The 25772-nt window shown below is 35.2% G+C and carries 31 protein-coding genes; 26 read left to right on the top strand and 5 right to left on the bottom strand.

Annotated elements, in window-relative coordinates; translation table 11 throughout:
• Positions 1-32: 32 nt before the first annotated feature.
• Complete coding sequence (locus RTL21_RS19910; RefSeq protein ID WP_312098448.1) at positions 33-368, bottom strand: hypothetical protein; 336 nt, start codon at positions 366-368, stop codon at positions 33-35.
• Positions 369-1015: 647 nt separating this feature from the next.
• Positions 1016-1342, bottom strand: a complete 327-nt coding sequence (locus RTL21_RS19905; RefSeq protein ID WP_312098447.1) for a helix-turn-helix domain-containing protein — start codon at positions 1340-1342, stop codon at positions 1016-1018.
• Between the two features lie 129 nt (positions 1343-1471).
• Here RTL21_RS19905 and RTL21_RS19900 point away from each other — a divergent pair, with 129 nt between their 5' ends.
• The 21 genes from RTL21_RS19900 to RTL21_RS19800 all read left to right on the top strand — a co-directional run bounded on the left by RTL21_RS19900 (position 1472) and on the right by RTL21_RS19800 (position 20120).
• Positions 1472-1744, top strand: a complete 273-nt coding sequence (locus tag RTL21_RS19900; protein WP_312098445.1) for a hypothetical protein — start codon at positions 1472-1474, stop codon at positions 1742-1744.
• 37 nt (positions 1745-1781) lie between these two features.
• Entirely contained in the window at positions 1782-2012 is a 231-nt protein-coding gene (locus RTL21_RS19895) for a hypothetical protein (protein WP_312098443.1), read from the top strand.
• A gap of 50 nt (positions 2013-2062) precedes the next feature.
• Positions 2063-2551: a hypothetical protein gene (locus RTL21_RS19890; protein ID WP_312098441.1), complete on the top strand. Its 489-nt coding sequence runs from the start codon at positions 2063-2065 to the stop codon at positions 2549-2551.
• Between the two features lie 57 nt (positions 2552-2608).
• Positions 2609-2905: a hypothetical protein gene (locus RTL21_RS19885; protein ID WP_312098439.1), complete on the top strand. Its 297-nt coding sequence runs from the start codon at positions 2609-2611 to the stop codon at positions 2903-2905.
• Between the two features lie 125 nt (positions 2906-3030).
• Positions 3031-4635, top strand: a complete 1605-nt coding sequence (locus RTL21_RS19880; RefSeq protein ID WP_312098437.1) for a hypothetical protein — start codon at positions 3031-3033, stop codon at positions 4633-4635.
• A 30-nt stretch (positions 4636-4665) separates the two neighbouring features.
• Positions 4666-4947 carry a hypothetical protein gene (locus RTL21_RS19875; RefSeq protein WP_312098435.1) on the top strand — a complete coding sequence of 94 codons (282 nt, stop codon included), beginning with the start codon at positions 4666-4668 and terminating at the stop codon, positions 4945-4947.
• Between the two features lie 575 nt (positions 4948-5522).
• On the top strand, positions 5523-6278 hold the full coding sequence (locus RTL21_RS19870) for a recombinase family protein (RefSeq protein ID WP_312098433.1): 756 nt from the start codon (positions 5523-5525) through the stop codon (positions 6276-6278).
• A 189-nt stretch (positions 6279-6467) separates the two neighbouring features.
• Positions 6468-6671 carry a hypothetical protein gene (locus tag RTL21_RS19865; protein WP_312098431.1) on the top strand — a complete coding sequence of 68 codons (204 nt, stop codon included), beginning with the start codon at positions 6468-6470 and terminating at the stop codon, positions 6669-6671.
• Positions 6672-6731: 60 nt separating this feature from the next.
• Positions 6732-8351: a recombinase family protein gene (locus tag RTL21_RS19860; RefSeq protein WP_312098429.1), complete on the top strand. Its 1620-nt coding sequence runs from the start codon at positions 6732-6734 to the stop codon at positions 8349-8351.
• A 331-nt stretch (positions 8352-8682) separates the two neighbouring features.
• A complete protein-coding gene (locus tag RTL21_RS19855; RefSeq protein ID WP_251629716.1) occupies positions 8683-9690 on the top strand; it encodes an efflux RND transporter periplasmic adaptor subunit in 1008 nt (335 codons plus the stop codon).
• A complete protein-coding gene (locus RTL21_RS19850) occupies positions 9690-10391 on the top strand; it encodes an ABC transporter ATP-binding protein (RefSeq protein ID WP_235252035.1) in 702 nt (233 codons plus the stop codon). Before RTL21_RS19855 ends, RTL21_RS19850 begins: the two co-directional genes overlap by 1 nt.
• Positions 10388-11566, top strand: a complete 1179-nt coding sequence (locus RTL21_RS19845) for an ABC transporter permease (RefSeq protein WP_251629714.1) — start codon at positions 10388-10390, stop codon at positions 11564-11566. The genes RTL21_RS19850 and RTL21_RS19845 overlap by 4 nt, the downstream gene beginning before the upstream one ends.
• Before the next feature lie 116 nt (positions 11567-11682).
• Positions 11683-12375, top strand: a complete 693-nt coding sequence (locus RTL21_RS19840) for a response regulator transcription factor (RefSeq protein WP_312098426.1) — start codon at positions 11683-11685, stop codon at positions 12373-12375.
• Positions 12314-13798, top strand: coding sequence for a sensor histidine kinase (locus tag RTL21_RS19835; protein ID WP_235252036.1), 1485 nt, complete (start codon positions 12314-12316; stop codon positions 13796-13798). The genes RTL21_RS19840 and RTL21_RS19835 overlap by 62 nt, the downstream gene beginning before the upstream one ends.
• A gap of 24 nt (positions 13799-13822) precedes the next feature.
• Positions 13823-14344, top strand: coding sequence for an acyl-CoA thioesterase (locus tag RTL21_RS19830; protein ID WP_312098424.1), 522 nt, complete (start codon positions 13823-13825; stop codon positions 14342-14344).
• Between the two features lie 504 nt (positions 14345-14848).
• Entirely contained in the window at positions 14849-16042 is a 1194-nt protein-coding gene (locus tag RTL21_RS19825; RefSeq protein WP_312098423.1) for a branched-chain amino acid ABC transporter substrate-binding protein, read from the top strand.
• A 189-nt stretch (positions 16043-16231) separates the two neighbouring features.
• Positions 16232-16375 carry a hypothetical protein gene (locus RTL21_RS19820; protein ID WP_312098422.1) on the top strand — a complete coding sequence of 48 codons (144 nt, stop codon included), beginning with the start codon at positions 16232-16234 and terminating at the stop codon, positions 16373-16375.
• Positions 16369-17346 carry a branched-chain amino acid ABC transporter permease gene (locus RTL21_RS19815; protein WP_312098421.1) on the top strand — a complete coding sequence of 326 codons (978 nt, stop codon included), beginning with the start codon at positions 16369-16371 and terminating at the stop codon, positions 17344-17346. Before RTL21_RS19820 ends, RTL21_RS19815 begins: the two co-directional genes overlap by 7 nt.
• Positions 17347-17355: 9 nt before the next feature.
• On the top strand, positions 17356-18588 hold the full coding sequence (locus RTL21_RS19810) for a branched-chain amino acid ABC transporter permease (protein WP_312098420.1): 1233 nt from the start codon (positions 17356-17358) through the stop codon (positions 18586-18588).
• Between the two features lie 31 nt (positions 18589-18619).
• Positions 18620-19396 (top strand): ABC transporter ATP-binding protein, encoded by a 777-nt coding sequence (locus RTL21_RS19805; protein WP_312098419.1) that lies wholly within the window; start codon positions 18620-18622, stop codon positions 19394-19396.
• A gap of 13 nt (positions 19397-19409) precedes the next feature.
• Positions 19410-20120: an ABC transporter ATP-binding protein gene (locus tag RTL21_RS19800; protein ID WP_396954477.1), complete on the top strand. Its 711-nt coding sequence runs from the start codon at positions 19410-19412 to the stop codon at positions 20118-20120.
• A gap of 242 nt (positions 20121-20362) precedes the next feature.
• On the opposite strand, the gene RTL21_RS19795 is transcribed toward RTL21_RS19800, so the two are convergent.
• On the bottom strand, positions 20363-21412 hold the full coding sequence (locus RTL21_RS19795) for a lactonase family protein (RefSeq protein ID WP_312098417.1): 1050 nt from the start codon (positions 21410-21412) through the stop codon (positions 20363-20365).
• Positions 21413-21737: 325 nt separating this feature from the next.
• Here RTL21_RS19795 and RTL21_RS19790 point away from each other — a divergent pair, with 325 nt between their 5' ends.
• Both RTL21_RS19790 and RTL21_RS19785 read left to right on the top strand, forming a co-directional pair.
• Positions 21738-22814 (top strand): ATP-grasp domain-containing protein, encoded by a 1077-nt coding sequence (locus RTL21_RS19790; protein ID WP_312098416.1) that lies wholly within the window; start codon positions 21738-21740, stop codon positions 22812-22814.
• A 236-nt stretch (positions 22815-23050) separates the two neighbouring features.
• The gene (locus RTL21_RS19785) at positions 23051-23233 is read left to right on the top strand and encodes a hypothetical protein (protein WP_312098415.1); all 183 of its coding nucleotides are present in this window, start codon (positions 23051-23053) and stop codon (positions 23231-23233) included.
• 277 nt (positions 23234-23510) lie between these two features.
• On the opposite strand, the gene RTL21_RS19780 is transcribed toward RTL21_RS19785, so the two are convergent.
• Positions 23511-23627 carry a YfhE family protein gene (locus tag RTL21_RS19780; protein WP_312098413.1) on the bottom strand — a complete coding sequence of 39 codons (117 nt, stop codon included), beginning with the start codon at positions 23625-23627 and terminating at the stop codon, positions 23511-23513.
• A gap of 226 nt (positions 23628-23853) precedes the next feature.
• Between RTL21_RS19780 and recX the strand changes: the two genes are divergently transcribed.
• The gene (gene recX, locus RTL21_RS19775; protein ID WP_312098411.1) at positions 23854-24663 is read left to right on the top strand and encodes a recombination regulator RecX; all 810 of its coding nucleotides are present in this window, start codon (positions 23854-23856) and stop codon (positions 24661-24663) included.
• Between the two features lie 141 nt (positions 24664-24804).
• Entirely contained in the window at positions 24805-25125 is a 321-nt protein-coding gene (locus tag RTL21_RS19770) for a YfhH family protein (protein ID WP_312098409.1), read from the top strand.
• A gap of 64 nt (positions 25126-25189) precedes the next feature.
• On the opposite strand, the gene RTL21_RS19765 is transcribed toward RTL21_RS19770, so the two are convergent.
• A complete protein-coding gene (locus RTL21_RS19765) occupies positions 25190-25339 on the bottom strand; it encodes a small, acid-soluble spore protein K (RefSeq protein ID WP_031540334.1) in 150 nt (49 codons plus the stop codon).
• Between the two features lie 127 nt (positions 25340-25466).
• Between RTL21_RS19765 and RTL21_RS19760 the strand changes: the two genes are divergently transcribed.
• Positions 25467-25736, top strand: a complete 270-nt coding sequence (locus RTL21_RS19760) for a YfhJ family protein (protein ID WP_312098406.1) — start codon at positions 25467-25469, stop codon at positions 25734-25736.
• Positions 25737-25772: the final 36 nt, after the last annotated feature.

Genomic DNA, 25772 nt, shown 5'->3' with positions numbered 1-25772 from the left:
AAGCTTTGATAGACCTAAAACAAGGTCGATTTTCAAGGTGCGAAAGTTGAGTTATTAATATAATCCTCTATTATTCTCTTTAGTGTACAAACCTCCTTGTCTGAAAAAGTTGATTTTTCTGTGTCAGTTCCTCGCTGTGACTCTTTTTCTGTTGGTAGGCTCCAGAAATTTTGTTCCAAAAAGGATTGATGAATATTTTTAAAATCCCATTTTCCTGATGATTTATCAGCTCCTACCGCCGTTAACCTGGTATATACTGCACTGTTAGATTTATAATCTTTCATTGCTGCAATTTCTTTATCTGTTTTTCCTTCTAATATGAGCGAAATAATGTCCTGTAAGGTAGCTTTATCAATGTCCTTAACCATCTTTATTTCCCCCCCTTTCTGTTATAGATAGAAACATTTTAGCTTGTACTTTGTCTCATTTTAAGGGGAGTAGCATAATTAGATTGTGTATAGATAGCTTTTTGTTACATTTGAACTTTTCTTTACTAAACTTTAATTAAATTTATTGATTTCTAATAAATATGAAGATGATTATAATTAATTTCATTTAAGTTAAGGTTATCTTTAATCAAACTTAATGGAGAATTATAGCAGATTATAATTTTAATGAAACTAATCTTTAACTGGAGATACTAAAATTTGCAAGCCGTTACTTTCACCGGAATCCCCCAACTTTAACATGGGATGGGAACCTTCAGGGAGGAGAAAGATCGTTTTTCCAAAGGTTTGATTACATCCATACTATCTAACTGACAGCCATGTTTAATAGTAGCAGGATGAATAGAGACTGTACTTCCAGTATCATAAAAAAAGTAAAATATTATTATTTCAGCTCCTTTACTATAAATTAGCTTAATGTTTGAACTAATGAGGGTATTGTTGCAGCTATGGGTATAGATTCTTACTGTGAGTAATTTTACGTAGAGTATTTAAAATAAAGAGCGTAGGATAATTTAGCTTTTCCTACACTCTTCAGAATATTTATATTTTTTGTGTAGTTCGACTCATCAGGCTTCTTCTTTTAAAGAATTAAGAAAAGCAAATAAATTGATCTTTTGTTTCTCACTTAATGAATGTATTCTATTCATTAATTGTGACTCAATTAAGTGTTCTTCTTCGTAAGATTCACTCAGTTGCTTAAAAAACTCATCAAGAGGAATATCGAAGTAGTCGCAAAATTGCTCAATGAAGCGGATACTGATATCTTGTTCGCCGGTCTCTACTCTTGATAAACGAGGCTGTGTCGTTTCTAATGCCAATGCTAAATCCGTCATTGAAACCTTATGGTCTTTTCTAATTTTTCTGATCAATTCTCCCACTCTTTTATTAATCATGTCCCATTTTCCTTAATTAGTTTTTTAATAATAGTTTAGCCTTTTCTGGTTTTACAATCAATCAAATCTGTTTTATAATGAATTATATATAAAATATATATATAATTATATATAAGATAGGTGGGGTATATGGGCAGTTATTCTTTTGAAGAGGCCTTTTATGAATTTGTTGAAAAGAGACTTAACGATGTTCTATCAAATAAAGATAAATATTATTATAAGCAACTAGAAGAGTTATTAAATACCCTTGATAAAGAATTACAAACAACTATAAAAGAAGAAAATGATATTGATAGGCTAAAGGATATTTTCTTTAAGATTTTAAGAGAGCAAAATCATTTGAGTTATGTAGCAGGTTTGTCTGATTCAAATTTACTGTCTATAAAACTTTCTAAATGTTAAAGGAGAAGCTATGCAGTCCATCAAGCATCTAGGTTTCTTGCATATAGATTTTTATGTAATTACAAAGCTAAGTGAGGATCCGAATTCATATAGGTCCGAAGAGCTATTATCAGATATTGTAAAGATTCTTGCAAAGCACAAGATTGTAAGTGAAAGAATCTTATTAGATTTTTTAGAAAGTGTTGATTGTGAGCAAAAAGATATTTTGCACCTAGCGCTAATAGAAGCTGGAAAAAGCATTGAGAAAGATAGTCTATTAGAAGATTAGAGGAATAAGAAGTCATATCATTTTGTAACAAAACTAATGAGGGAATTCGAATGATATCTTTTAAGAACGATAAAGGAAAAAACATTGCTGAATTTAATATTCACTACCCCGCAGATGATTTCTTTACACTTGTAGATCATATTAAACAACACACAAATTTAAAGCTTGATAGAACAGAAACTACACAAATTGACGAAGACGAGAATCAGATATCATTGCATATAATTTACTATAGTGACTTATATGAACAGATTGGAATAAGGATTAAGGAAAGCTCAGTTTCAATTGATTTTGGCTCTTTTATTACATTATCGGCAGTATTAGATCGGGAAAAGTCAAAGGAACTTGAGAATAGTTATACGAAGGAAATCAGAATCAACATTATAACTAAACAGGAAAACACTTTATATAGTGTTTCTATTGATAATATAAAAAAATATTATCTCATGGAATCAACTGCGCATCTTTCAAATTATGAAATAAAAAAGATTTTGGATGGGAAGCGGCCGTTTAAAATTAAAGAGATTAGGCTTAAATAAAAGTTTATTACTGGCGTTAGATAAATATATTTACTAGATAGAGGAGAGAGCAACGTCTTGGAAATTTATTCTGGAAAACTCACTATTGAAATAGCTACACTTGTAGAAAAAGCAGGAGAAAAGGAAATGACAAATAAGGCTCACGAAGCCTTAACAACAGAACTATTGCAAGAACTTCGCGCAATACTTGGTGCAGCCGGATACATGGCAAGTTCGCTGGGTGCAACATTGGAGAAAGTAGAAAATGCTAAACCAAGTTATTCTTCAGTGATTGCCTCTGAGGTAGAGAAATCAAAAAAAGAGGTTCTGAAGGTCTACAACAAAGCTAATAGTACTACTATTAAAATTGACTAATCATATTAGTTGTTAAAGATTTATTATTAACTTTTTATAAAAATGGACTACCGACTTTTCTAAAGGTGAATTGCTTTTTAGATTTAAAGAAGGTAGTCATTTTTTCTAGTAAAATATATAAAGGTGTGATTCATATAGGTACATATGTTCGGTTATCTATACTGCCGTATAAAATACCACAAGAAGAATGGAAAAAAGTTTATTATGAAAGTTTGCAGCTATTAAACGCTTATAGTTTTGCAGATGTCAGGGATAGGACATTTTGTGGGACAAACGTAAAGGCTTATGTAAAATCTCAGGAAATACGTGAGGAAGCAGCTAATCATTGGAACACCTGTGGCGATTTGGAAAGTAAGAAATATGGGGAAACCTTTCGTCTTTATAATGACATAAAGATGTACCAGAAATCCGTCCCTTCTTTGGAAGACAGTAATAGCTGTGACATTTTGTTCAATGATCAACATATCGTCTATGTTTTTGACAACAAGACACAAGGATTTCCATATCATCTCTATATATTAGCTATAGCAATGTTGATTGAAAGTCGTTTTCCTAAATTTGTGTTAGTAGAAGGTAATATTGATGAAAAGCAATGCCTAAAGGCAAAACAATGGGCAGACAAATATCTATCCTCACCAATCAATTTACCAGTACGCGTAAATAGAAAAGCTCTGCTTTCTCGGTTAAAAGATAATAGTGGTGAGTTAGAGAGAGTAAATTTTTTGGAAAAGTGGCTAATAGATGATCCGGAAAATTTCTTTGAACTCATATATAAACAATTTTCAAAAGAAACTTTTAGACAGTGGTTTATAAGTAAATTAAACTCCTATGGTTCGCCATCTCAAATTGGTGCTATAAAGTTATTAATTTACTACTTGAACAATGTTAAAGACCTAGATACTTTGTTGTACACAGCATGTAAAGATACCGACGGACCTAAATTTAGTGAGGAAGAAATGATTAAGGCACTTGCAAAGACATGGGTGTGTTTACCAAGGGGCGAATTTTCTTTTTTAAGTGTCTTTAATAAGGTAGAGGGTCATCCGACTATTATTGAAAGAGAGTTTGGAATGGTTGTTATGGATTTGAAATTTTCTGGGCGCGAGATAAATACATATATACTGTTAAATGAACTTAGTGATCAAATTGCCCGACATTTTTCGATTAGCAGGGCTAGTGTTGAAAGCATACTAAAAAAGGAAAATTCCAATATCACAAAGCAACTGAAAGAATTTAACAAACTTATTGGACCAGTTCTTACTTTATCCCAAAATAATTCTGAGGAAAAAATGTTCTTAGATGATGAGGATGCACTGCTTTATTTTAATGCTGATACGATTCTATTAACAGATGACCAAGAATTTCTTTTGGAGTCGCTAGCATTTTCCATTCATTCTTTTTTAAAAGAGTATCATGAGCTAAAAGAAAAGGTATTCGGATCACTTGATAAGATGAAACTAATACTTGCCAAGATGGTTTTTGAAAAGTCTCATTTGATTTTGACCGAGGAAGCATGGCGCTGGATTGATGAATGTGATAATAAGGATATAATCACAACTTTATTAGCAAAGCTCCTAGTAGACGATTTTTTTGAAGCGAAGTTTAAAAATAATCCTTCGTTATTGAAGGGGATGTTTGAAAATAAAATGCTAACAGTAAAAATAACTGAATATCGGAACGACTCAAATGTGATTCAATCTATGAATGAAATGCTTAGAAATGATTTGTAAATCTTTTTAACAAAGGAGACAGTCTATTCGGTGAAACTACTGTTTTGTACAAATTGTAATGATATTTTTAGTTTAGATATGTTTGAGAAAAGCTGTAAATGCGGTAAAGCAAAAGGGAAATATGTTGACTATCAATTTGCAGAATACAGCGGTATGTCAGCCGTGCCGCTTGGAATATCTAATCCATCATTATTTAACGCAGTATTGAATCAACCGCCAAATGGAATGGGTGAGTTGTTCACTGCATTTGTTATTCCGAATTTTTGTGAAACGTTTGTTTATATAGATAGTGATGGAAGTGGGCAATTTTAGTTACAATAGAGGCTACGGTGAGTAAAAATGAAATTTAATTCAAAATATGAAGAACTTCTAATTGAACTCTTACAAAATTGTGAGGCGAAGGTAGATCTTATTGATTGTGATGCTCAGTTTTTTATTGAAGATTCATTGAAAGAGATGAATGTTATATACAAAAAAATTTTACCCTTGAATAGCAGATACAAGGTTCATAAAAATATTATTTATAAAATTCAATAGGTATAAATAAAACCCGATCAAATTGATTGAAATATTTTTTAATAACTTTAAACCAAAGAAGCGATATACTAAATAATGATAGTTGCTTCTTTCTCGTAAGGTCTAGCAGGCTGAAACAACTTTAGGTGCTGCTATTGCAGTGACAACTACGGGTGGATGCAACAAGATCTTTTATTAAAAGGGAAAATTTACTATTGAAATATAAATATAACCGGGTTATTATAATATCAACTTAATAATAAAAAAAGGGAAAACCCCAATGAATAAATTTACACTTGATAAGTGTGTAAGTTTATTTGTTGGGGTTTTTTTCGTTTATTAAGAAAAAATACAACTAGGAGAGTTATAACATGAAAAAACAATATTCGAATATAGAGGAATTACTGGATAACCAATTCTGGTTAAAGTGTGAATGGGATAAGTTGTCAGATAAAGGCATTTCTTATGATATTAGATTAGATTCAGCGAATGGAAATGTTGCATTAGATGACGGTGCTCCGTATGGATACCGATTCATGAAAAATCATCAGTTAGTTCTTGACCCCGCAGAAGGAATTATATTAGCAACAATAATTACTCTGGTAAACGAAGGTTGTTCTTATAGAGAGATATGTACTCTGTTAAATAATCAGGGTGTAAAAACTAAGAAAGGGGAGTTGTGGAAGGTTTCTAACATTCACCATATTGTTCAATCGACCATTGATTGCAGGGGAGAGTATGTAGATAAGAGTATCATGAATAAAAAAGTCACCCCAATTTATAAAGAATGTAATCGAGTGCCAATGGATAATAAATTGACTACAGCCTATTTGCGCACTCCATTTTATAGTAAAGAGGAATATCGAATTAATGACTTTAATGGTATAAAATTTTATGAAGATCGAGGTTATAGTGGATTATCCGATCCTTTTGAACGGCCAGCTTTCCATGCGTTGCTCGAAGATGTTAAAAACGGAAAAGTAAAAGAAATAATCTTTATGGAATTAAAAAGTATTAGTAGAAACACGAATGATTTCTTGAAAGCAATAGAGATACTAAAACAATATAATGTTAAATTAACTTATCTTGGTAAAAATAGTAAGAATAGATTTGTAAATATTATATAAATTAAATATTTAAAAAGGGAAAACCCCAACCAATAAGCTTACGCAATCTGCGCAGGTTTATTCGTTGGGGTTTTTTGTGTTTATCAATAATAACCTCATTTATATGTTTTTTGTATTTTTTGAGATTACTAATTTTATTCACACATGAAGAATATAATTTATCAGCCTATACACCGGGGTGAGGTTAACATGAAAATTACAGGCGAGGAATGTTTAAAAAAAATTACGTTAGGAAAGACGAATTATATACACAAAACGGATGAAGAATACGATTACTTAATAAATGATTCGAACAATAAAATAAAAATAACCATAAAATTCACAAAAGACCCAGAGAAAAATAAGTTGGCTATGAATGGGTTAAAGACATTTTTTACAGGGATATCATCATGATATTCTTTTTTTGTGCTATAATGATAAGCGTATGGAACAGGTGAAAAAGGAGTTGGTACAATGAAACGTGTTTGGACTCTCTATCGTGTTTCAACTAAAGCTCAAGTAAATATAGATGACGATATACCGACTCAAAGGCAGGCGTGTCATGAATTCATAAATACGAAGAGCGATTGGGAAATAACCGAAGAATGGTATGAAAAAGGTGTTTCGGCGTTTAAAAAGAAACTTGACGATAGGGACAAGTTACAAAAAATTAAAAGCGGGGCAGAAAACGGAGATTTTGATGTTTTATTGGTTTTTATGTATGACCGTTTAGGCAGAAATGAAAGTGAGACCCCTCTAATTGTGCAGTTTCTAATTGAACATGGTATAGAGGTTTGGTCTGTTAAGGAAGGTCAATCTAAAATAGAAGACCACACGGATATCCTGGTCAATTATATTCGATTTTGGCAGTCATCTGGTGAAAGCAAAAAAACTTCAATGCGGGTTAGAGAGTTTAAAAAGCAGTACAGTGATCAGGGGTATTTTCAAGGCGGCGCTGCTCCAACCGGTTACAAAATAATTGAAACAGATCAGACGCACTGGAAAAACAAGGACAGGAAAATAAAGGAGTTGGCAGTAGACGAAGAAGAAGGGGAAATGATAAAGCTGATATTCAGTCTATATATTGACAAACATATGGGCTATCGTAAAATAGTTGATTACTTGAATGAACACGGTTATCGAAACAGAGACGGAAAGATCTTTGGAGTGAGCACAATCCAAAGAATATTAGCTAATCCAATTTACATCGGATTTAAGAGATATGAAGGATTTAATAGTAAAGAAGGGGCTACACAACCTTATAATGAAAAACTGAGAATCATATCGGATGATATATTTAAACAAGCAGAGGTAATAAGAAACACCAGAAAAGATAAATTGAAGGATCAGGATAAGTCGGGAATACCGTTGACAGGCAAGTTAATGTTTTCTGGTCTGGCTTATTGCAAATATTGTGGAGCAAAGCTATCGCCAAACTACCATTATAGAGATCAAGAGAAAAACAATGGTACAGGGGAAAGCTATAGGAATATTGTTTATCGCTACAGATGTCCCTTGAATAAAGGTAAACAACATTGTGACCATAAACAAAATATTTGGGGCGCTAAAAAATTTGATAGTATTATCATTCAACAATTAAAAGCAGTAATTTCCACACTGGATATAAAAGCATTCATCAATACTTCTGTGAACCAAAAAAAATCTACCTTAAAGCAAAAAGAGAAAAACTTTCGTAATTTAGAGAATGAGTTGGAGAAATTAAACATCCAATCTGCAAAACTAAATGCGGAAATTGGTAAATCCCTTATTGGAGAAAGTAAGTTTACTCCAGAACAACTATCCGGTGCAATCGATCAAGTGAATAAAGATATAAAAGACAAAACAGAGGCGATTCTAAAGTTGGAAGCAGAAATTGAAAGTGAAAGAGAAAACTATGCTGATGTTAATTATATTGCTAATGAATTGAGCAATTGGGAAGAAAAGTTTGATAAAGCAGATGATGACTTAAAGAAAGCTATGCTTTCCAGAGTGATCAACAAAGTGTATTTTGGTAAAGATGAAGTTGAGCTTGAACTTAACTTAATGTTGGAAGAATGTTTACGACAACAATATGAAGCAGAAGCGTCTATTTAATAGCACGCTACTGCTTTAAATAGTGTTTTTTGTACCCGCTCCCCAAAGCATAGGGAAAAGAAGAAAAAGGTAACAGAGAGCCGTTCTCAAAGCCCAAAGCAAAGGAGAAAAGAAGGAAAAGGTAATAGAGCTCCACCACTACTTCCCCAGAGTCATCATCCCCAAAAAATGTAAACTATTTTCACCAACGAAAAATTTTTTGTAAATAAATTTCCCCCTGACTTATTCCTGACACATTTCTTTTTTATTCTATTACTTGTAAGCAGCAGGACAAGACATTCAGACGAATAAATAATTATTTTAATAGAATAGAAAGAGGTTGAAGCAAAAGATGAAAAAAAGTATAAAGAAGTGGATTATTAGTGGAGTATCGGTAGTAGTAATAGGTACAGGAATTGGATCTTATTATTATTTTACAAATGATAATCAAACAGAAGTAAGAGCACAGGTTAGCACGCAAACGGCTACTGCTGAAACTGGTGATGTAGAAATAGAGATAAGTGGGACAGGAAGCATTGCAACCATTAATAAAGAAACCTATACTTCTGAAGGGAACGCAACTGTTGATGAAGTGCTAGTCGAAGTTGGGGATGAAGTAGAAGAAGGTGATGAACTAGTAACTTTTGAAGATGATACACTTGATCCAATTGAAGCTACTTTTTCTGGTGAAATTACTGCCTTGAATGTAGAGGAAGATGGAAATGTATCGATGGGAACAGAAGTCGTTACTGTTACGGATTATGATCATCTAGAAATGGTTGTAAATGTAGATGAATTAGATATTTCTAAAGTGAAGGTTGGACAAGAAGCAAGTATAAGCGTGAGCGCACTTGAAGACAAAGAATTTACTGGAAAGGTAACAAGTGTTGCGAAAGAAGCAAATAGCGATAGTACAAGTGTTGCGAAATATGCTGTAACGGTCAAAATAAGCAAGCCAAGTGGGTTATTAGTTGGTATGACAGCAGAAGCAACTATCACAACAAGTACAGCTAAAGATGTCATCACTGTTCCGATTGAAGCAGTACAGAAGGAAGATGACGAATATTATGTGCTAGTGGCATCTGGAACCACAACAAATGAAGATGGAACAACAGAAACTGAATCTACTAAACAAACAGTTGAAGTAGGACTTGAAAATACTGAGGTAGCAGAGATAAAGAGTGGTTTAGAGGAAGGAACAACTGTTGTACTGCCAACATTTGAATCATCAAGTGATAGTGAGACACAAGGTATGTTCCCTGGCGGCGGCCAAATGCCAAGTGGTGAAGGTAGAGGTCAGATGCCAGAAGGAGGCCAAGGTGGCGGAATGCCTTCCGGTGGATTTGGAGGTGGAAATTAATGATTGAACAGCATGCACTTGTTGAGATAAAGAATGTAAAGAAGGAGTATACGCTTGGAGGAGAAACGGTTACTGCATTAGATAATGTTAGTTTCACTGTCAATAAAGGCGATTTTATTGCGATTATTGGTCCGTCAGGCTCTGGTAAATCAACGCTCATGAATATGATTGGTTGCTTAGATACTCCAGATTCTGGGGAATATTACTTAGACGGACAAAATGTTTTCTCCTTAAAAAGCAAACAGTTAGCAGAGGTTCGAAATCATAAGATCGGTTTTATTTTTCAATCCTTTAATCTTCTAACCAAACAATCTGCATTTGAAAATGTAGAATTACCATTGGTTTATAGAGGAATTGGTAGTAAGGAAAGAAAAGAAATTGCCTTACAAGCTTTGAAAAAAGTAGGACTATTAGAAAGAGCAGGACATAAACCAACAGAATTATCTGGCGGTCAGCAACAACGCGTGGCAATTGCCCGTGCTCTTGCTGGGAATCCTCCGATTTTACTTGCTGATGAGCCTACTGGAGCCCTTGATAGTAAAACAGGAGTAGAAGTAATGAATTTAATGAAAGATCTAAATAGACAAGGGCATACCATTATATTAATAACCCATGATTTAGAAATTGCGAAACAGGCGAAGCGAGTTATTCGCATTCAGGATGGCCGGTTAGCAGAGACAAAGGAGGTAGTTGTCTCTTGAGATTAGGACAAGCAATCAAGATATCTTTTAAAAACATTACAATGAATAAATTAAGAGCGGTGCTTACCATGCTTGGTATCATCATTGGTGTAGCAGCGGTCATTGCATTAACCTCATTAGGAATGGGAGCCTCTAATTCCGTTTCCGATGAAATTTCGGGGTTAGGAACGACAACCGTTTCTGTCAATCTTTCAGGAAATTCAAGTGATGAAGAGGTTGTAGATTATGATGAACTGATGTCGTTTGAGGAATATGATGAAGTGAAGGCAGTTTCTCCAACAGTCACAACTTCTAGTACACTTAAAAATGGAACAACATCAAGTTCTGGTGTTACCGTTACTGGTGTTACGACTTCTTATGAAACCGTGCAGGATATTACTGTACAGTCAGGAAGAAATGTGATGGATATTGATTTAGACAATCGCAATAAAGTAGTAGTTCTCGGGTATAATGTAGCAACAGAATTATTCGGATTCACCAATCCAGTTGATCAAACGGTTCAAATTGATGGAACAACATATAAAGTAATCGGCGTGCTTGCAGAAAAAGGAGAAGAGTTAACGGGTTCTGTAGATGATTCTGTCCTTATCCCATTTACAACGGCACAGCGTTTTATCGGACAAACATACGTTACATCAGCGACTGTATTGATGACGGATGAGGATTCAGTAGAAATGGGAATGGCAAAAATGAAGCAGAAATTATACAATCAGTTTGATGGAGATGAAACTTTATATTCTGTGCGAAATCAATCTTCTGTGTCAGAGGCCTTGGATTCTGTTTCTAATACAATGACCTTATTATTAGCTGGTATTGCGAGTATTTCCTTAATTGTTGGGGGAATTGGAATCATGAATATCATGCTTGTTTCGGTTACGGAAAGAACAAGGGAAATTGGAATTAGAAAGGCAATCGGCGCTAGAAAAAAAGATATTATGCTACAATTTTTAATTGAAGCAATTGTACTTAGCGCGTTAGGTGGAATTCTTGGAGCAGCTATTGGAATAGGAAGCGCAGAAATTTTGTCTAGTACATTAGATATGACTTCCCAGATTACTTGGTGGGTAGTTGGAGGGTCGGTTAGTTTCTCTGTCTTGATTGGGGTTATATTTGGAATCTTCCCAGCTAACAAGGCTTCCAATTTAAGTCCGCTAGAAGCATTAAGATATCAATAATAAAAGGAATAGATCAGCCATCTGTTAGCAGAAAAGGTCTGATCTATTTTTTTATTATTTAAATTAGCGGTATAATGGATTTCAATAGGAAAAAATAAAGCATGAGGAAAAAGTAGATGAAAAAAATTCTAATTGTAGAAGATGAACTAGCAATTTCCATGGTTCTAGGAGCATATTTAGAAAACGCAGGATACGATGTGGATTATGCGTATGATGGAGACGAGGCTTTACAAAAGCTTGAAGAAGAAACGCCCGCTTTAATCCTATTAGATATCATGATGCCCTATTTGGATGGCTGGGGTGTCCTTTCTTATATTCGGAAGAAATCAGCATGTCCAGTTATTATGCTTACGGCCTTATCCGATACAGAGCAGAAGTTAAAAGGATTTGAAAATGGGGCTGATGACTATATAACAAAGCCCTTTGTAGGAGAGGAAGTTATTGCGCGTGTACAAGCAGTTTTAAGAAGGTCTTCTCATTATCAAGACGATGATGAGCGTGTTAAATACTATGGTGATTTAAAAATCAACTATGTGTCACATCAGGTTTTTCTTAATGGAATTGAGGTTCCCTTTACCCCTCGTGATCTTGCTGTTTTTCTCTTTCTAGCAAGTAATCCCAATCAAACCTTTACAAGGGATCAACTTCTAGACCATGTGTGGGGAAGAGACTATGATGGGAGTGATCGGGCAGTTGACCTGGCGATTAAAAGAATAAGGAAATTATTAAATGGGTGGGATCCGAAAGATGGCGAAATTAAAACATTACGGGGACTTGGCTATCAATTTTATATTCAGGAAAAACAATAAAGAAAAAACGCCTCTTCTTTATTATTGGACGAAAAGGTATTTGCTCACATTATGTGGGGGCCTCTTGATTATTGGCATTGTCTCTATATTATGGATTCGCCATAATGCATTGGAGAATCGCCTAGAACTAACAAAATTAGTTGCCCAGGAAATAGCGGAGCATGCCAATGAGATGGAGGAAGGAAGGCTCAAAGATATTCGGCTACCGTTTTTGCAGGATAGACAGAAATTTATTAATGAAGGACAGCCACTAGATGCCTTTCTTAAAGATACTTCAGGAAATGTCCGTTCTCTGAATCAGAATTTTCCTCTAAGTTCTCTAGAAAGTCAGCAGTTGATTGAGTCTTTGCCTTTAGTAAGTGAATTAACCATTAAAAAAGTAACGCTATGGAATAAGCAAAGAGCATCTGTTGTCATTGCTCCCATTATAAATGGAGGGGAGCAAATAGGTTCTGTCTATATTATTCAGCCTCATAATCAGCTACAACATTTAAATAAAGAAGAATATCAATTGCTAGGATTATTGCTGCTGAGTTTAGCGCTTCTTGGCTGGTTTGTCATTTATTTCTTGTCTAAAAAACTAGCAAAGCCCGTAGAAGAGGTTGCCAGTGCTGCCCAACATTTAATGAATGGAAATTATCATATTAAGTTAAATGAAGATGTGCAGGAAAAAGAACTTTACCAATTGGTTTTATCGTTTAATGAAATGACAAAAAGGCTATATGCATTAGAAAGTTTGCGGACCCAATTACTTGCAGGTGTCACCCATGAATTAAAGACACCGATCACTTCTATTAGTGCATTAATACAAGCTGTAAATGACAATGTCATACCTGATAATAAGAAAAAACAATTTTTAACAATGAGTTTGAAGGAAGCGGGAAGACTACAGAATATGGTGGAGGATTTACTGGATTTTAATAGCTTTAGTGCAGGTTCGATTAAAGTGAATAAGGAAAAGCTAAATGTACAGGCCACGTTAAAGGAAATTATTTATCAATGGGAAATTGTCCATGGAGACGCTTTAGCAACTACGGAGATAACCTTTATAAATCCAGAGAAACCGCTTTATGCTATGCTAGATAGTGTACGTTTTCAGCAAATCATCGTCAATCTATTAAATAATAGTTTACATGCAATCAAGGGAAAGCAAAATGGAAAAATAACCATCAGCCTAACCTATGACCAACAGAATGTAAACATTTTGGTAGAGGATAATGGCTATGGTATTCCAGAAGATGAGCAGGATTATATTTTTGAACGATTCTATCGGGGAAAGAATAAGAAAGATATCGAGCGTGGCCTAGGTTTAGGATTACCATATAGCCTTCTTTTAGCAAAAGCACAAGGAGGGCATTTATCTTTACAAAATTCAGAACGTTCCTCTACAATATTTTTATTGCAATTTCCATTACTTGCATAAAATAAAGGAAGGGGTTGTTCGGAGATGATGGTTCAACAAGAAAAATATTGCAAGGAATCTTTGGTAGTTAAAACAAGCCGAATATTCCCTATTGATACAAATAATCATAATACATTATTTGGTGGAAAGCTAATGAGTTATATAGATGATGTAGCTTCTATCTCTGCATCGAGACATTCAAGGAGTGATGTGGTGACAGCTTCAACGGACTCTGTTGATTTCCTTTTTCCCATTCGCCCCACTGACTCAGTATGTTTAGAATCATATGTAACACATACAGGCAAATCTTCGATGGAAGTATTTGTGAAGGTAATAGCAGAAAATCTTAAAACAGGCGAAAGAAGACTTGCTGCTACCTCATTTTTAACATTTGTTGCCTTAGATGAAAATGGCAAGCCAAAACGAGTTGCTAAAGTCATTCCCCAATCGGAGGAAGAAGCAATGCTCTACAATACAGCGGAACAACGAGTGAAAATCCGCAAAGATAGAAGAGAGCATAGCAAAGCATTTGCCAATGTTATTAGTACCGATATGCCTTGGGGATGATAGTTGGTTGGAGGGAGTTTGGCTGATATCGATTAATCTTGGTTTCTATCTAATTGAGTTCAGCTCTAATTCCTGACTAGCTTATCTAATAAATGCTAGAGAATAGCCGATTTAGCTATAAAACAGTCAAATTCTCTCCAATAATGCTAATCTCTTAACCAATCAATAGTTTTATTAACTTCCTCTAAAAAATCCAGCACTCTCCATCTTTCTATCTATCCAAACTAGTCGTAATCCATCCTTCCACTGCTATGACTTCACTTTTCAAAAGCAGGTCCACTATATAGAAAAACTAGAAAAATGTTGTTGATCCTACCAATCATTTCGAAATACGAAGAAAAATGTCAGAATATATTCATTTTTTAGAAAATATAACGTCAGAATATCTAACAATATAAAAGACACTTGTCTAGAAGAGGATTATAATCCATACATGGAATAAGGAGCAATTGGGAAAAAATCCCGTAGCTTCATAGAGAAAAAGACAATTATAGGGGGCATACTATGTTATCCAAAAAAGTACTTTCTTTAGCTATGACAGCAACATTAGCACTAGGATTTATGAGTGGCTGTGCTTCAAATGCAAACTCTGATGGAGAAGAATCAGGAGACAAAAAGGTAATCAAAATCGTTACGCAATCCCCGCTTTCTGGAGGTAGCGCAACCTTAGGAGAAGCAATTAAATTAGGAGCGCAACTAGCAATTGATCAACAAAAGGATACATTTGCTGAATTAGGTTTTGAACTTAAATTAGACGCACAAGATGATCAAGGAGATCCCAAAAAAGGAGTTGCGAATGCTAACTTAGTTGTTGCTGATCAATCCGTATTAGGAGTAGTGGGACACTTAAATTCAGGTGTTTCCATCCCGGCATCTGAAGTGTATGAGAAAAATAATCTTGTAAGTATATCTCCTGCAAGTACTGCAACGGACTTTACAGATCGCGGTTTAAAAACAGTTAGCCGTGTTGTTGCACGTGATGACTTCCAAGGACCAGCAGGTGCAAAATATGCAGTGGAAAAATTAGGTGCAAAGAAAATATTTGTTGTGCAAGATAAAACAGCATATGGTTCTGGACTAGCAGATGCTTTTAAAACTGCTGCTGAAGAGTTAGGAGCAGAAATTGTAGGATATGAAGGAATTACAGTTGGTGAAAAAGACTTTAATGGTGTTTTAAACCAAGTAGCTTCTAAAAAGCCTGACTTAATCTATTTCGGTGGTCTTTATGCAGAAGGTGGAATCCTTGTTAAACAAGCACGTGAAAAAGGACTAGATATTCCATTCATGGGTGGAGATGGATTAGACTCATCTACTTTCGTTGAGATTGCTGGGGACGCGGTTATAAATACATTTATTACTTCCGTTGCTGGTGACACAACAAAGTCAGAGGAAGGTTCTAAATTTGCTGAAGACTATAAAGCAGCTTTTGGCAAAAGCATTGAATCCTATTCTGCATATGCATACGATTCAGCTGCTGTATTGCTAGCAGGTATTGAAAAAGCAATTAAAGATAATGATAACAAATTGCCATCACGTGAAGACGTGACAAAAGCTGTACGTGCAACACAAGACTACAAAGGGGTAGTTACAGAAGTTGGATTTGACGATAAAGGTGATAATAAATTCGCGAAAATTTTTATCTACAAATTTGATGAAGCAAAATATCCAGCTACATTAGATGGAGAAATCAGCCAATAAACTAGAAGATAGAAAGGGTATGGATCAACCTGTACCCTTTTTATTTTGAAATTGATTTACATAACCAGAGAAGTCTACCAATTTAAGTTTCATTATTTATTATTAGTAGATAGATATTAACTATTAAACGTTTAAATTTCTGAGTTGATTGGAGCGGAAGACACTTGACTCCTGCGGGAGATGAGGGAAATGGGAGACCCCACAGGCGAAGCCGAGGAGGCTCCCATCCCTCCCCGCGGAGAGCAATTGCCCGTAGCGGAAATAACGGGTTTCATTGCTACTATCTATCTACTAAACACCATTAAATCAAAAGTGTGGGGAAGAGAATGCTAACTGAAATCTTACAAACATTACCGCAAGTTTTAATTGATGGATTAACATTAGGAGCTGTATATGCCGTTATTGCATTAGGGTACACAATGGTTTATGGAATTTTAGAATTAATAAACTTCGCTCACGGAGAAATATTCATGTCCGGAGCATTCATTGGGACAGCTGTCTTAATCGTTTTAACAAGCTTAGGATGGACATCCATGTTACCAGCGGTTGTATCGCTAATTATTATGCTTCTAATTACTAGTCTCATCACAGGATTTTTAGGAATGGGAATTGAAAGAGTTGCTTATCGTCCGCTTCGGAAGGCGCCAAAGCTAATCGCTCTAATTTCAGCAATTGGTATTTCCTTTCTATTGCAGGATATTGTTCGTTTTATTACGGAATTATTCAAAGGAAATTATATCTTAACATCACCTAGTCTATTCTCCGATAAGATTAGCATCGGATCCGTTTTCGGTTCTCATGCAGCAAGCTTTAAAAGTTCGTTTCTTGTTGTAATTATTGTCGCTGTCATTTTAATGGTGGGATTAGATTTCTTCGTTAATAAAACGAGATGGGGCATGGCAATGCGAGCTGTTGCTCAGGATAGAGATACAGCCTCTTTAATGTCAATTAATGTGAACAAAGTAATTTCTGTTACCTTTTTTGTAGGATCTGCTTTAGGTGGTGCAACGGGAGTATTATTTGCGGTACAGTATGGAACAATCGATCCTTATATAGGATTTATACTAGGGCTTAAAGCTTTTACAGCAGCGGTTTTAGGCGGAATTGGCAATATCCGTGGAGCAATGTTTGGCGGCATGCTGATTGGATTAATTGAAATGTTTACAGCTGCCAATCTATCAATCATTACTGGTGGCGTGATGGGGGCAGAATATAAAGATGTTGTCGCATTTGCCATATTAATTATCGTTCTTATTTTTAAACCAGAAGGCTTATTTGGCAAAGCCGTAGCAGAGAAAGTGTAGGTGTAAAAGATGGCTAACATGATCAAAACAATCCAAACTAATAAGGTTGCACAAATCATTCTTTTCTTTGCATATGTATTGGTTACTACTGCAGCCTTGGCCTTTTCGCAAAAGTCAGTTATTGCCTTTTTACTTCTACTATTATCGCTACTACTTCTTTATTATATGAATCTAGGAAATAAAATGAAGTGGGCAATCGCCTTACTTATTTTAGTAATTGTATTACCAATGTCAGCTAGTCAAGGACCTTCCTATCAGGCTTATATGGAAGTAGCAACGATGGTAGGAATTTATGTATGTATGGCACTAGGTCTGAATATCGTTGTCGGTCTTGCTGGGTTGCTTGATTTAGGGTTTGTTGCCTTCTTTGCTGTGGGAGCATATACATATGGTATTTTTGCTACTGCGCAAGCTAATAATTTTATGCCCTTTGGAACGTATCCTTTGTCTGGAAATAGCTTTTGGTTTTTTATCATAATCGGGTTATTTGTTGCGGCATTATTTGGCGTATTATTAGGGATTCCTGTGTTGAGGGTTAAAGGAGATTATTTAGCTATTGTAACCTTAGGTTTTGGTGAAATAATCCGGATTGTTTTTAATAACTTAGATAAACCAGTAAACATTACGAATGGAGCGATGGGCCTTCCAAGTATCCAACAGCCAGAAATTTTTGGAATCACTTTATCCCAGCCTAATCAATTCTATTATATTGTGCTAGTAATGTTCATTATTGTAATTTATGCGGTTACTAGAATGGAGCATACAAAATTAGGACGATCTTGGAAAGCGGTAAGAGAAAATGAGATTGCTGCACAGGCAATGGGAATTCCTCTTGTAAAAACAAAATTAACGGCATTTGCTATCGGTGCATCCTTTTCTGGAATGATGGGAGTTGTCTTTGCGGCTAAGCAAATGTTTGTTGATCCGACGAGTTTCACTTACTTAGAATCTACGACCATTCTCGTAATGGTTATTTTAGGAGGAATGGGAAGCGTACCAGGCGTTATTTTGGGAGCAGCAGTCGTTACCATTTTGAATTTACAGGTATTAACAGAGTTAACTGGATGGTTAAGTCAAGTAACAACCATTCCTGATGCCTTGTCTCCAGCAAAAATGCAAAGATTCATCTTCGGTGCACTTTTAATTATTATGACCTTATATCGTCCTCAAGGATTGATACCTGCTAAAAATAAGAAGTTTAATGAAAAGAAATTAAAAGAGAGCATAACAGAAAAACAGTAATCTACTCTAATTGCTTAAGGAGGAGCATCAAGTGAATATACTCGAGGTGAAAGGATTAACAAAAACATTTGGCGGTCTTGTAGCAAATGCCAATATTGATATGACAGTCGAAAAGAATTCGATTACAGCCGTTATTGGGCCGAATGGTGCTGGAAAAACTACTTTTTTTAATATGATAACAGGCGTGTATAAACCGACCTCTGGACAAATATTGCTAGATGGAAAGGCGATTGCTGGATTTAAGCCACATGTAGTAGCGAGACAAGGGATTTCAAGAACGTTTCAGAATATCCGGCTTTTTAGTGATATTACGGTATTGGAAAATGTCATGGTTGGCATGCATAACCATATCAGAGGAAGCTTGATTGGAACCTTGCTGCAATTGCCAAAGGCAAGACATGAAGAAGAGGAAGCCATGAAAGAGGCATATCGGATTTTGGAATATGTTGGGCTTGCTAATCTATTAAATGAAGCAGCTGGAAATTTGTCCTATGGGGCGCAACGGAGACTAGAAATTGCTCGTGCTTTAGCCACAAAGCCTAGCATTTTATTATTAGATGAGCCTGCTGCTGGTATGAACCCAAAGGAAACGAGTCTTTTAACAAATTTAATTCAAGATATGTGTAAAAAGTACGATTTGACGATTATTCTAATTGAACATGATATGAAGCTAGTGATGGAAATTTCAAATCATATCATTGTATTGGATCATGGAGAGAAAATTGCAGAAGGTGGTCCTGAAGATATTCGTTCTAATCCGAAGGTAATTGAAGCCTATTTAGGAAAAGGAGCAGTATCATTTGCTTAAAGGGGGTAGCAGCGTGGACAAGATACTAGAATTAACAGGAATAGAGGCATGGTACGGTGGCATACAAGCGCTAAAAGGAATTAGTTTGCATGTGGACAAGGGCGAAATTGTTACCCTAATCGGAAGCAATGGTGCTGGCAAATCTACAACCCTTAAATCAATTAGTGGGCAGGTCCCGATAAAAACAGGCAGTATTCTTTATAATGGAAAGGATATTGCCAATATAGCGGCACATAAGACAGCCGTTTTGGGAATTTCGCAAGTGCCAGAGGGAAGACGAATTTTTCCCAAGCTTTCGGTACGAGAAAATCTCTTAATTGGTGCATTTGCAGTAAAGGATAAACAATTAATCGAAACAAGAATGCAAAAAGTATTTGAATATTTTCCTAGATTAAAAGAAAGAGTGGAGCAAAAAGGCGGAACGATGAGTGGAGGAGAGCAGCAAATGCTTGCCATTGGGCGTGCGCTCATGATGCAGCCAGAGGTGCTTATGCTAGATGAACCATCGATGGGGCTTGCTCCTATCATCGTAGAACAAATCTTTGAAATTATAAAAGAGCTTAATAAACAAGGGATGACAATATTGCTAGTAGAACAAAATGCTTTCCAAGCCTTGCAAATTGCGAATCGGGGTTATGTTATTCAAACAGGAGAAATTGTGCTAGAAGGAACGGGAGAAGAACTCATTACGAATAAACAAGTTCAGGAAGCCTATTTAGCTTAAAAACGTAAGAAACCAAAAAAGGAGATGGCTATTGCCCATCTCCACTTTCTTAACTGTTAAGGAAATAAAGTTTTCTAAAGTTAATTTGGTGTCTAGCTCCGGGCACCCAGGGGCTGATGGGATTCACAACCTTTTCCCTACGATAAGTCAACATCGAATCGCTATCGCTCTTCGTTTATCTCAGGAAAGGTCGCTCCACCCCACACGCCCCTAAACGGGTGCCCTCCGCTTTTCACAATAACTTAATTATTTAAAAACTTAACACAAACTGGTTCTGGTGCCTGTATTTCTGATTGCAGTAGAGTAAGCTTTCCAGTAACGGTATCTCTTTCAAATAAAGTAAGTGTATCCGATTGTTCATTTGATGCAAGTAGGAATTGTTCTGTCGGATCTAAAACAAAATCTCTTGGCCAGTTTCCTTCTGTAGAAGTTCGTTCAATAAATGTTAGTTGACCAGTTTCACCATTAACGCTGAAGATTGCAATGGAGTTATGGCCACGGTTACCAGCATAAACAAAATTTCCATCGGAAGAAAGATGAATCGCGCTTCCTTGGCTATTTTCTGTGAAATCAATTGGTAAGGTTGAGATGTATTGTAATTCTTCAAATGCTCCCGTTTCGGAGTTAAAGGATAAAGCAATGACTTCATTGCTTAATTCTGTCATGACATAAGCAAATTTTCCATTAGGATGGAAGGCGATATGGCGTGGGCCACTACCAGGTTTAACGGATAAACTGCTAACTTCTTCAAGCTTACTGTCAACAAGCTTATAAGTATCTACACGGTCTGTTCCTAAATCAACAGATACAGCATATTGATCATTTGGAGTAAAACCAGTGAAGTGCATATGCGGTTTTTCTTGGCGTGCCGTGTTAGGGCCTGTACCAGAATGTTCAATAATAGATGCAACACTGTCTACGGATCCATCTGCTGTATTTACCGGATAGGATTCAGCAGTTCCTTTGTGATAGTTTGCAGAAAGTACAATTGTTTTATCTGCATCCACACTTACATGGCAAGGAGAGGCTCCTTCAGAATATTCGCTATTAATTAACGATAGACTGCCGTCAGCATTGATAGAATAAGCAGAAACTCCGCCTGTAGAACCTTCTTTACCCACTGCGAATAGATGTTCATTATCTTTGCTAATCGTTAAATAGGTAGGGTTTTCAATTTCAGCTGCAAGAGAAACATCTGTGATTTTTTTCTCGTCTGTGTCTAGTACAAAGGAATAAATGCCTTTACTCGTTTTCTTTGTATATGTGCCTATGTAGCCAGTGAATTTTGTCATAAACAGATCTCCTTTTTAACATTTTTTACAAAATTAATACTTATTTATTAATTATAGCATGAGCCTAATAGAATAGTGCAAATTAGAATCTGTCTATACAAATAAAAGTATTATTTTTTTTATATTTTCCCTAAATTTAAAGACTTGAAACAGAATAAAAAATTAGAACTTTCCGTGAATTTTGCTGGGTGTTGCAGGAATTTGGAGGTACTTGTCGAACTTTTGCTTAGCATCAAGAATAAAATGAAGGTGGATTATACATACTAAAAATTTTAAAGAGAAGCTAAAAAATGGTAATCATTAGTATAGCTGAAAGGATAGAGAAATGAAGAAAAGAATTTGGTTTAACCAATGGTTCACAACAGTTGCACATTTTATTGATATGATTCGCTATAATTCAGATGGAATTGAATTTGAAGTATATGGAACTTCTAACAATGAAAATGCCCTATACTTAAGCTATTGTGATGCTGCTTTTAAAGAACCGAGTATTACAGGAGAAGATTATCTTCAATTTTGTTTAGCGTTTTGTAGAACCCATTCGATTGATATATTTGTACCAAGAAAGGAAAATGTCCTTATTGCAAAGCATCTAAAGGAATTTAATGCATTAGGAGTGAAGGTGCTTGTTTGCCCAGATGCTCATTTGATGGAAATGCTCGATGACAAAGAAGCTACCTATCAATTAATAGAGAATCATTCTTTATTAAAGGAGTATGTTTCTATTCCTGATTACTTTATAGTAACGAATGCAGAAGCTTTTAAAGAGGCTTATTACGCTTTAAAAGAGAAAGGTCATACGGTCTGCTTTAAGCCTGTAATAGGGGAAGGAGGAAATGGTTTTCGAATAATACAAGAGCGCTTAGCTACTATTGAGGAACTATTTTACAACGGTGTTTCCCATAAAATCACATTTGAACATATCTACCATATATTAAAACAGCAATCAGAATTTCCGCCTTTAATGGTGTTAGAATATTTGGATGGAACAGAATATAGCATTGATTGTTTAGCGTATGATGGAGAGTTAATGGCGGCTATCCCAAGGAAAAAGGGAAAAGGAAGAATCAGGGAATTAGAAAAGAATCAAGAATTAATAACGTTAGCGGAGAAAATAAACCAAGTATTAGAGATTCCCTTTGTTTATAATATTCAAGTGAAATATAAAGAGGGCAAACCAAAATTATTAGAGATTAACCCAAGAATGTCTGGGGGTCTACATTATAGCTGTCTTGCTGGTATTAATATGCCTTATCGAGCAGTAAAGCTATTATTGATGGGCAACAAGGCGATAGAATATATTGAGCCACACTTTGGCATTAAATCAAGCTATCTGGAAAAGGAAGTAATATTGAAGGATATTACCGAAATAGTTTCACAAGAAAGAGCGTTTCTTTCTTAAGCAAAAAAAGTCGAATTCACGTTAAATTGAATTCGACTTTTTTATTGGTCTGAAAATTACTACGAGTCGTTCTTTATAAAAAACAAATGTGCATTGACATAAAGAACGAATGGGCTTATATTTAAACATATAGAGGGGGATTTATATCTAAGTGTTCTTAATAACGAATAAATAAGGTTGTATATAAAAAAATTAACAATATGTTCGTTATTAAGAATTTTTAAAGGGGGAGAATGATGAAATCTGTTTTACTAATAATAAAAATCAGACATAGTAAACGACTAGCAGATAAATATTCGCAAAAATCAAACAAGGCGAGGGGGGGCTTAGAAAGAAATCATTATTTTCAAAAATACATTTTCTACTATAATCAAACTCATGCATTAGAAGAAAGAAGATACAAGAAAGAAATCATCTAAAAGGATTCGTTTATGCAATTATATCATACTATTTTTTAAAAAGGGTCTTAGCCATGAGAATGGAAAGGCCCTTTTTGTTGTATTTTCAGAAAATAATAACTACTATCATCTGTGGATAAACATCCTGGTTATCAACTTATTTACTCACAAGAAAAATGCTGAAAAGAAAGTATTCCACAGAATTATCCACATTATCCACAAAAATGTAAGGGTTTTCCACAAGGGAGCAGGAGAGAATGGTTGTAAGGATTCTCTCCCGAAGTAGGAAATGTTTTTATTATTTAGTATCTTTTCTGCTAGCGGCCCGATCTGCCTTTTTAAATTCATGCTGATAGTTTACTGCTTGCATGCTAGATAATGTATGCTTTGGTTTTTGTTTTTTCTTTCCTTCCATTTATTATCATTCCTTTCTAATTACAAGTATGTTCTTTATTATTTCCTAGTTAAGTGAAATAGATTCGCTTAAGGGTATGAAATATTGGAAGGATTCCAAAGGCAAAAGTACTGCTATTCATCCTTTTCTATGCTACATTTTAAGTAGAAGTAAATGTGTTTGAGGATAATTTCTCTTTTAGGCTGGGAGTATAGAAGGCTACAATAGATGATGATGTGGTGATAGGATGATTATTAGTAAAATTACAAGACAAAAGGAATTGAATGACCGGTACAATATTTTTACGGTGAAGCAAGGGAAAGATGTTTATGCATTTAGTGTAGATGAAACTGTATTAATTAAGTATCAGTTGCGAAAAGGGATGGAATTAGATTCACTCTTATTAAATGAAATTCAATATACGGATGAAATAAGAAAAGGCTACCACATGGCAGTAAGGTATTTGGCTAAAGTGAAAAGAACAGAAATGGAAGTAAGAAAACATCTCTCCGCTAAAATGGAAAACGATTCATTTGTATCAGAAGTAATGGCAAAATTAAAGGATATGAAATTTATCGATGATGAGGACTATGCATTTTCCTATGTTCGGACACAGCGGAATACAACAACAAAGGGACCAGAAACGATTAAAAGAGAACTGAAAGAAAAAGGAGTTCCAATGGAATTAATCGAGCGCGCCATGGAAGAGTTTGCATATGAGGATCAAATTCAGTCTGCCCAAAAAATCATGGTTAAATTTTTAGCGGGAAATAAAAAGGATTCCAAGAAAGTTCTAATGCAGAAATTAGAGCAAACGCTTGTTCGGAAAGGATATACAACTGCTATTATTCAGGAAATAAAAAGGATGCCAGAGGTTTTTGAAATGGATAGCGATGAATTAGAAACCATTCGGATTCATGGCGAGAAGGCTTTAAGGAAATTCGCGAAATTTACAGGCTATGAATTCACGCAAAAAATGAAACAATTTTTATATCGAAAAGGATTCTCGATGGACCTTATCGAACAGTATTTAGATGAAATCGACAATGAAATGTAATTTGGTTGCTGTTTTTCGATAAGGAAAATTATTTGCGGATTTAAGCTGCAGGTTAATTTTGAGAAAAAGTAATTTATAAAAGCTAATTTTTTGCCGAATATAGCGAATTTTATTACACTAGTTTGTAGTGGAGGGAAAAAAATGCTGACAAAAAGATATAGCATGATGACAGAACATGAGCTCCGTATGGAAATATCCACTTTAAATGATCAAGCAAAAAAAGCGGAACAGCTTGGAATGATTAATGAATATGCTGTTTTAGAAAGAAAAGCAGTTCTCGCAAAATCTTATTTATTAGATCCAAAAGAATTTAAAGCGAATGAAGTATATGAAATAGAAGGCGATCCAGGAGTTTTTTTTCAAATTGATTATATGAATGGTGTGTTTGCCTGGGGAAAACGAAAAATAGAAGGAAGCCAAGAAGAAGGCATTCCGATTGCGCTATTGAAAAAGAAGGGCTGAGGAAAGGAGCGGAGGGACCATAAATGGTCTCTCCTTCTTTCCAAAAGAATGAAAAGCTGCTTCCTTACTTTTTCGGTCTGCGATGAGAGGAAGCGTGCATTCTCTCTTGAGGATGTGTATTGATTGTACCATTTGCTCTTTTAGAAGCGAATTCTGCTTTAGCTCTCGGTTCCCCTTCAAGCTTCACATCATTTGTGTTATCTACATTTCCCATCGTTATACCTCCAAGTATCAACTAAGTAAACGGTAATAAACTTTTTATTTGTTTATTACTACGGATAGTATTTGTTATCCACCTGCAATCTATAAGTAAAAACAGAAAAAGAAAGAAGGGATCAACGATGCATGAAGCACAGAAAAAGCTAGTCGAACGGTTATTGGAGCTTAATTCTTTTATTTCGGTAGGGCAAGCACAAACATGGGTTGAATTATTATGGGAAGATTTTGAGGCAACATATGCAAAAGCCGGTCGGAAATATCAAGGAGAAGAAGTGACAGAAAAAGTTGTCAGTCAGTGGATTGAAAACTATGGAGAAAAGCTCCATGAATTTGTCGCGGAAAATCCAAAATATAAAGAATTCCTTACAGATGATAAAAAGAAATTACATTAAAAAATGCATATAACATAAGACAGGTCGACTTCGAAG

This window comes from Niallia sp., from assembly GCF_031978665.1.
Lineage (GTDB): Bacteria > Bacillota > Bacilli > Bacillales > Cytobacillaceae > Niallia.
Note: the sequence above shows the minus strand (reverse complement) of the source record. Positions and strands in the feature narration are given on the sequence as shown.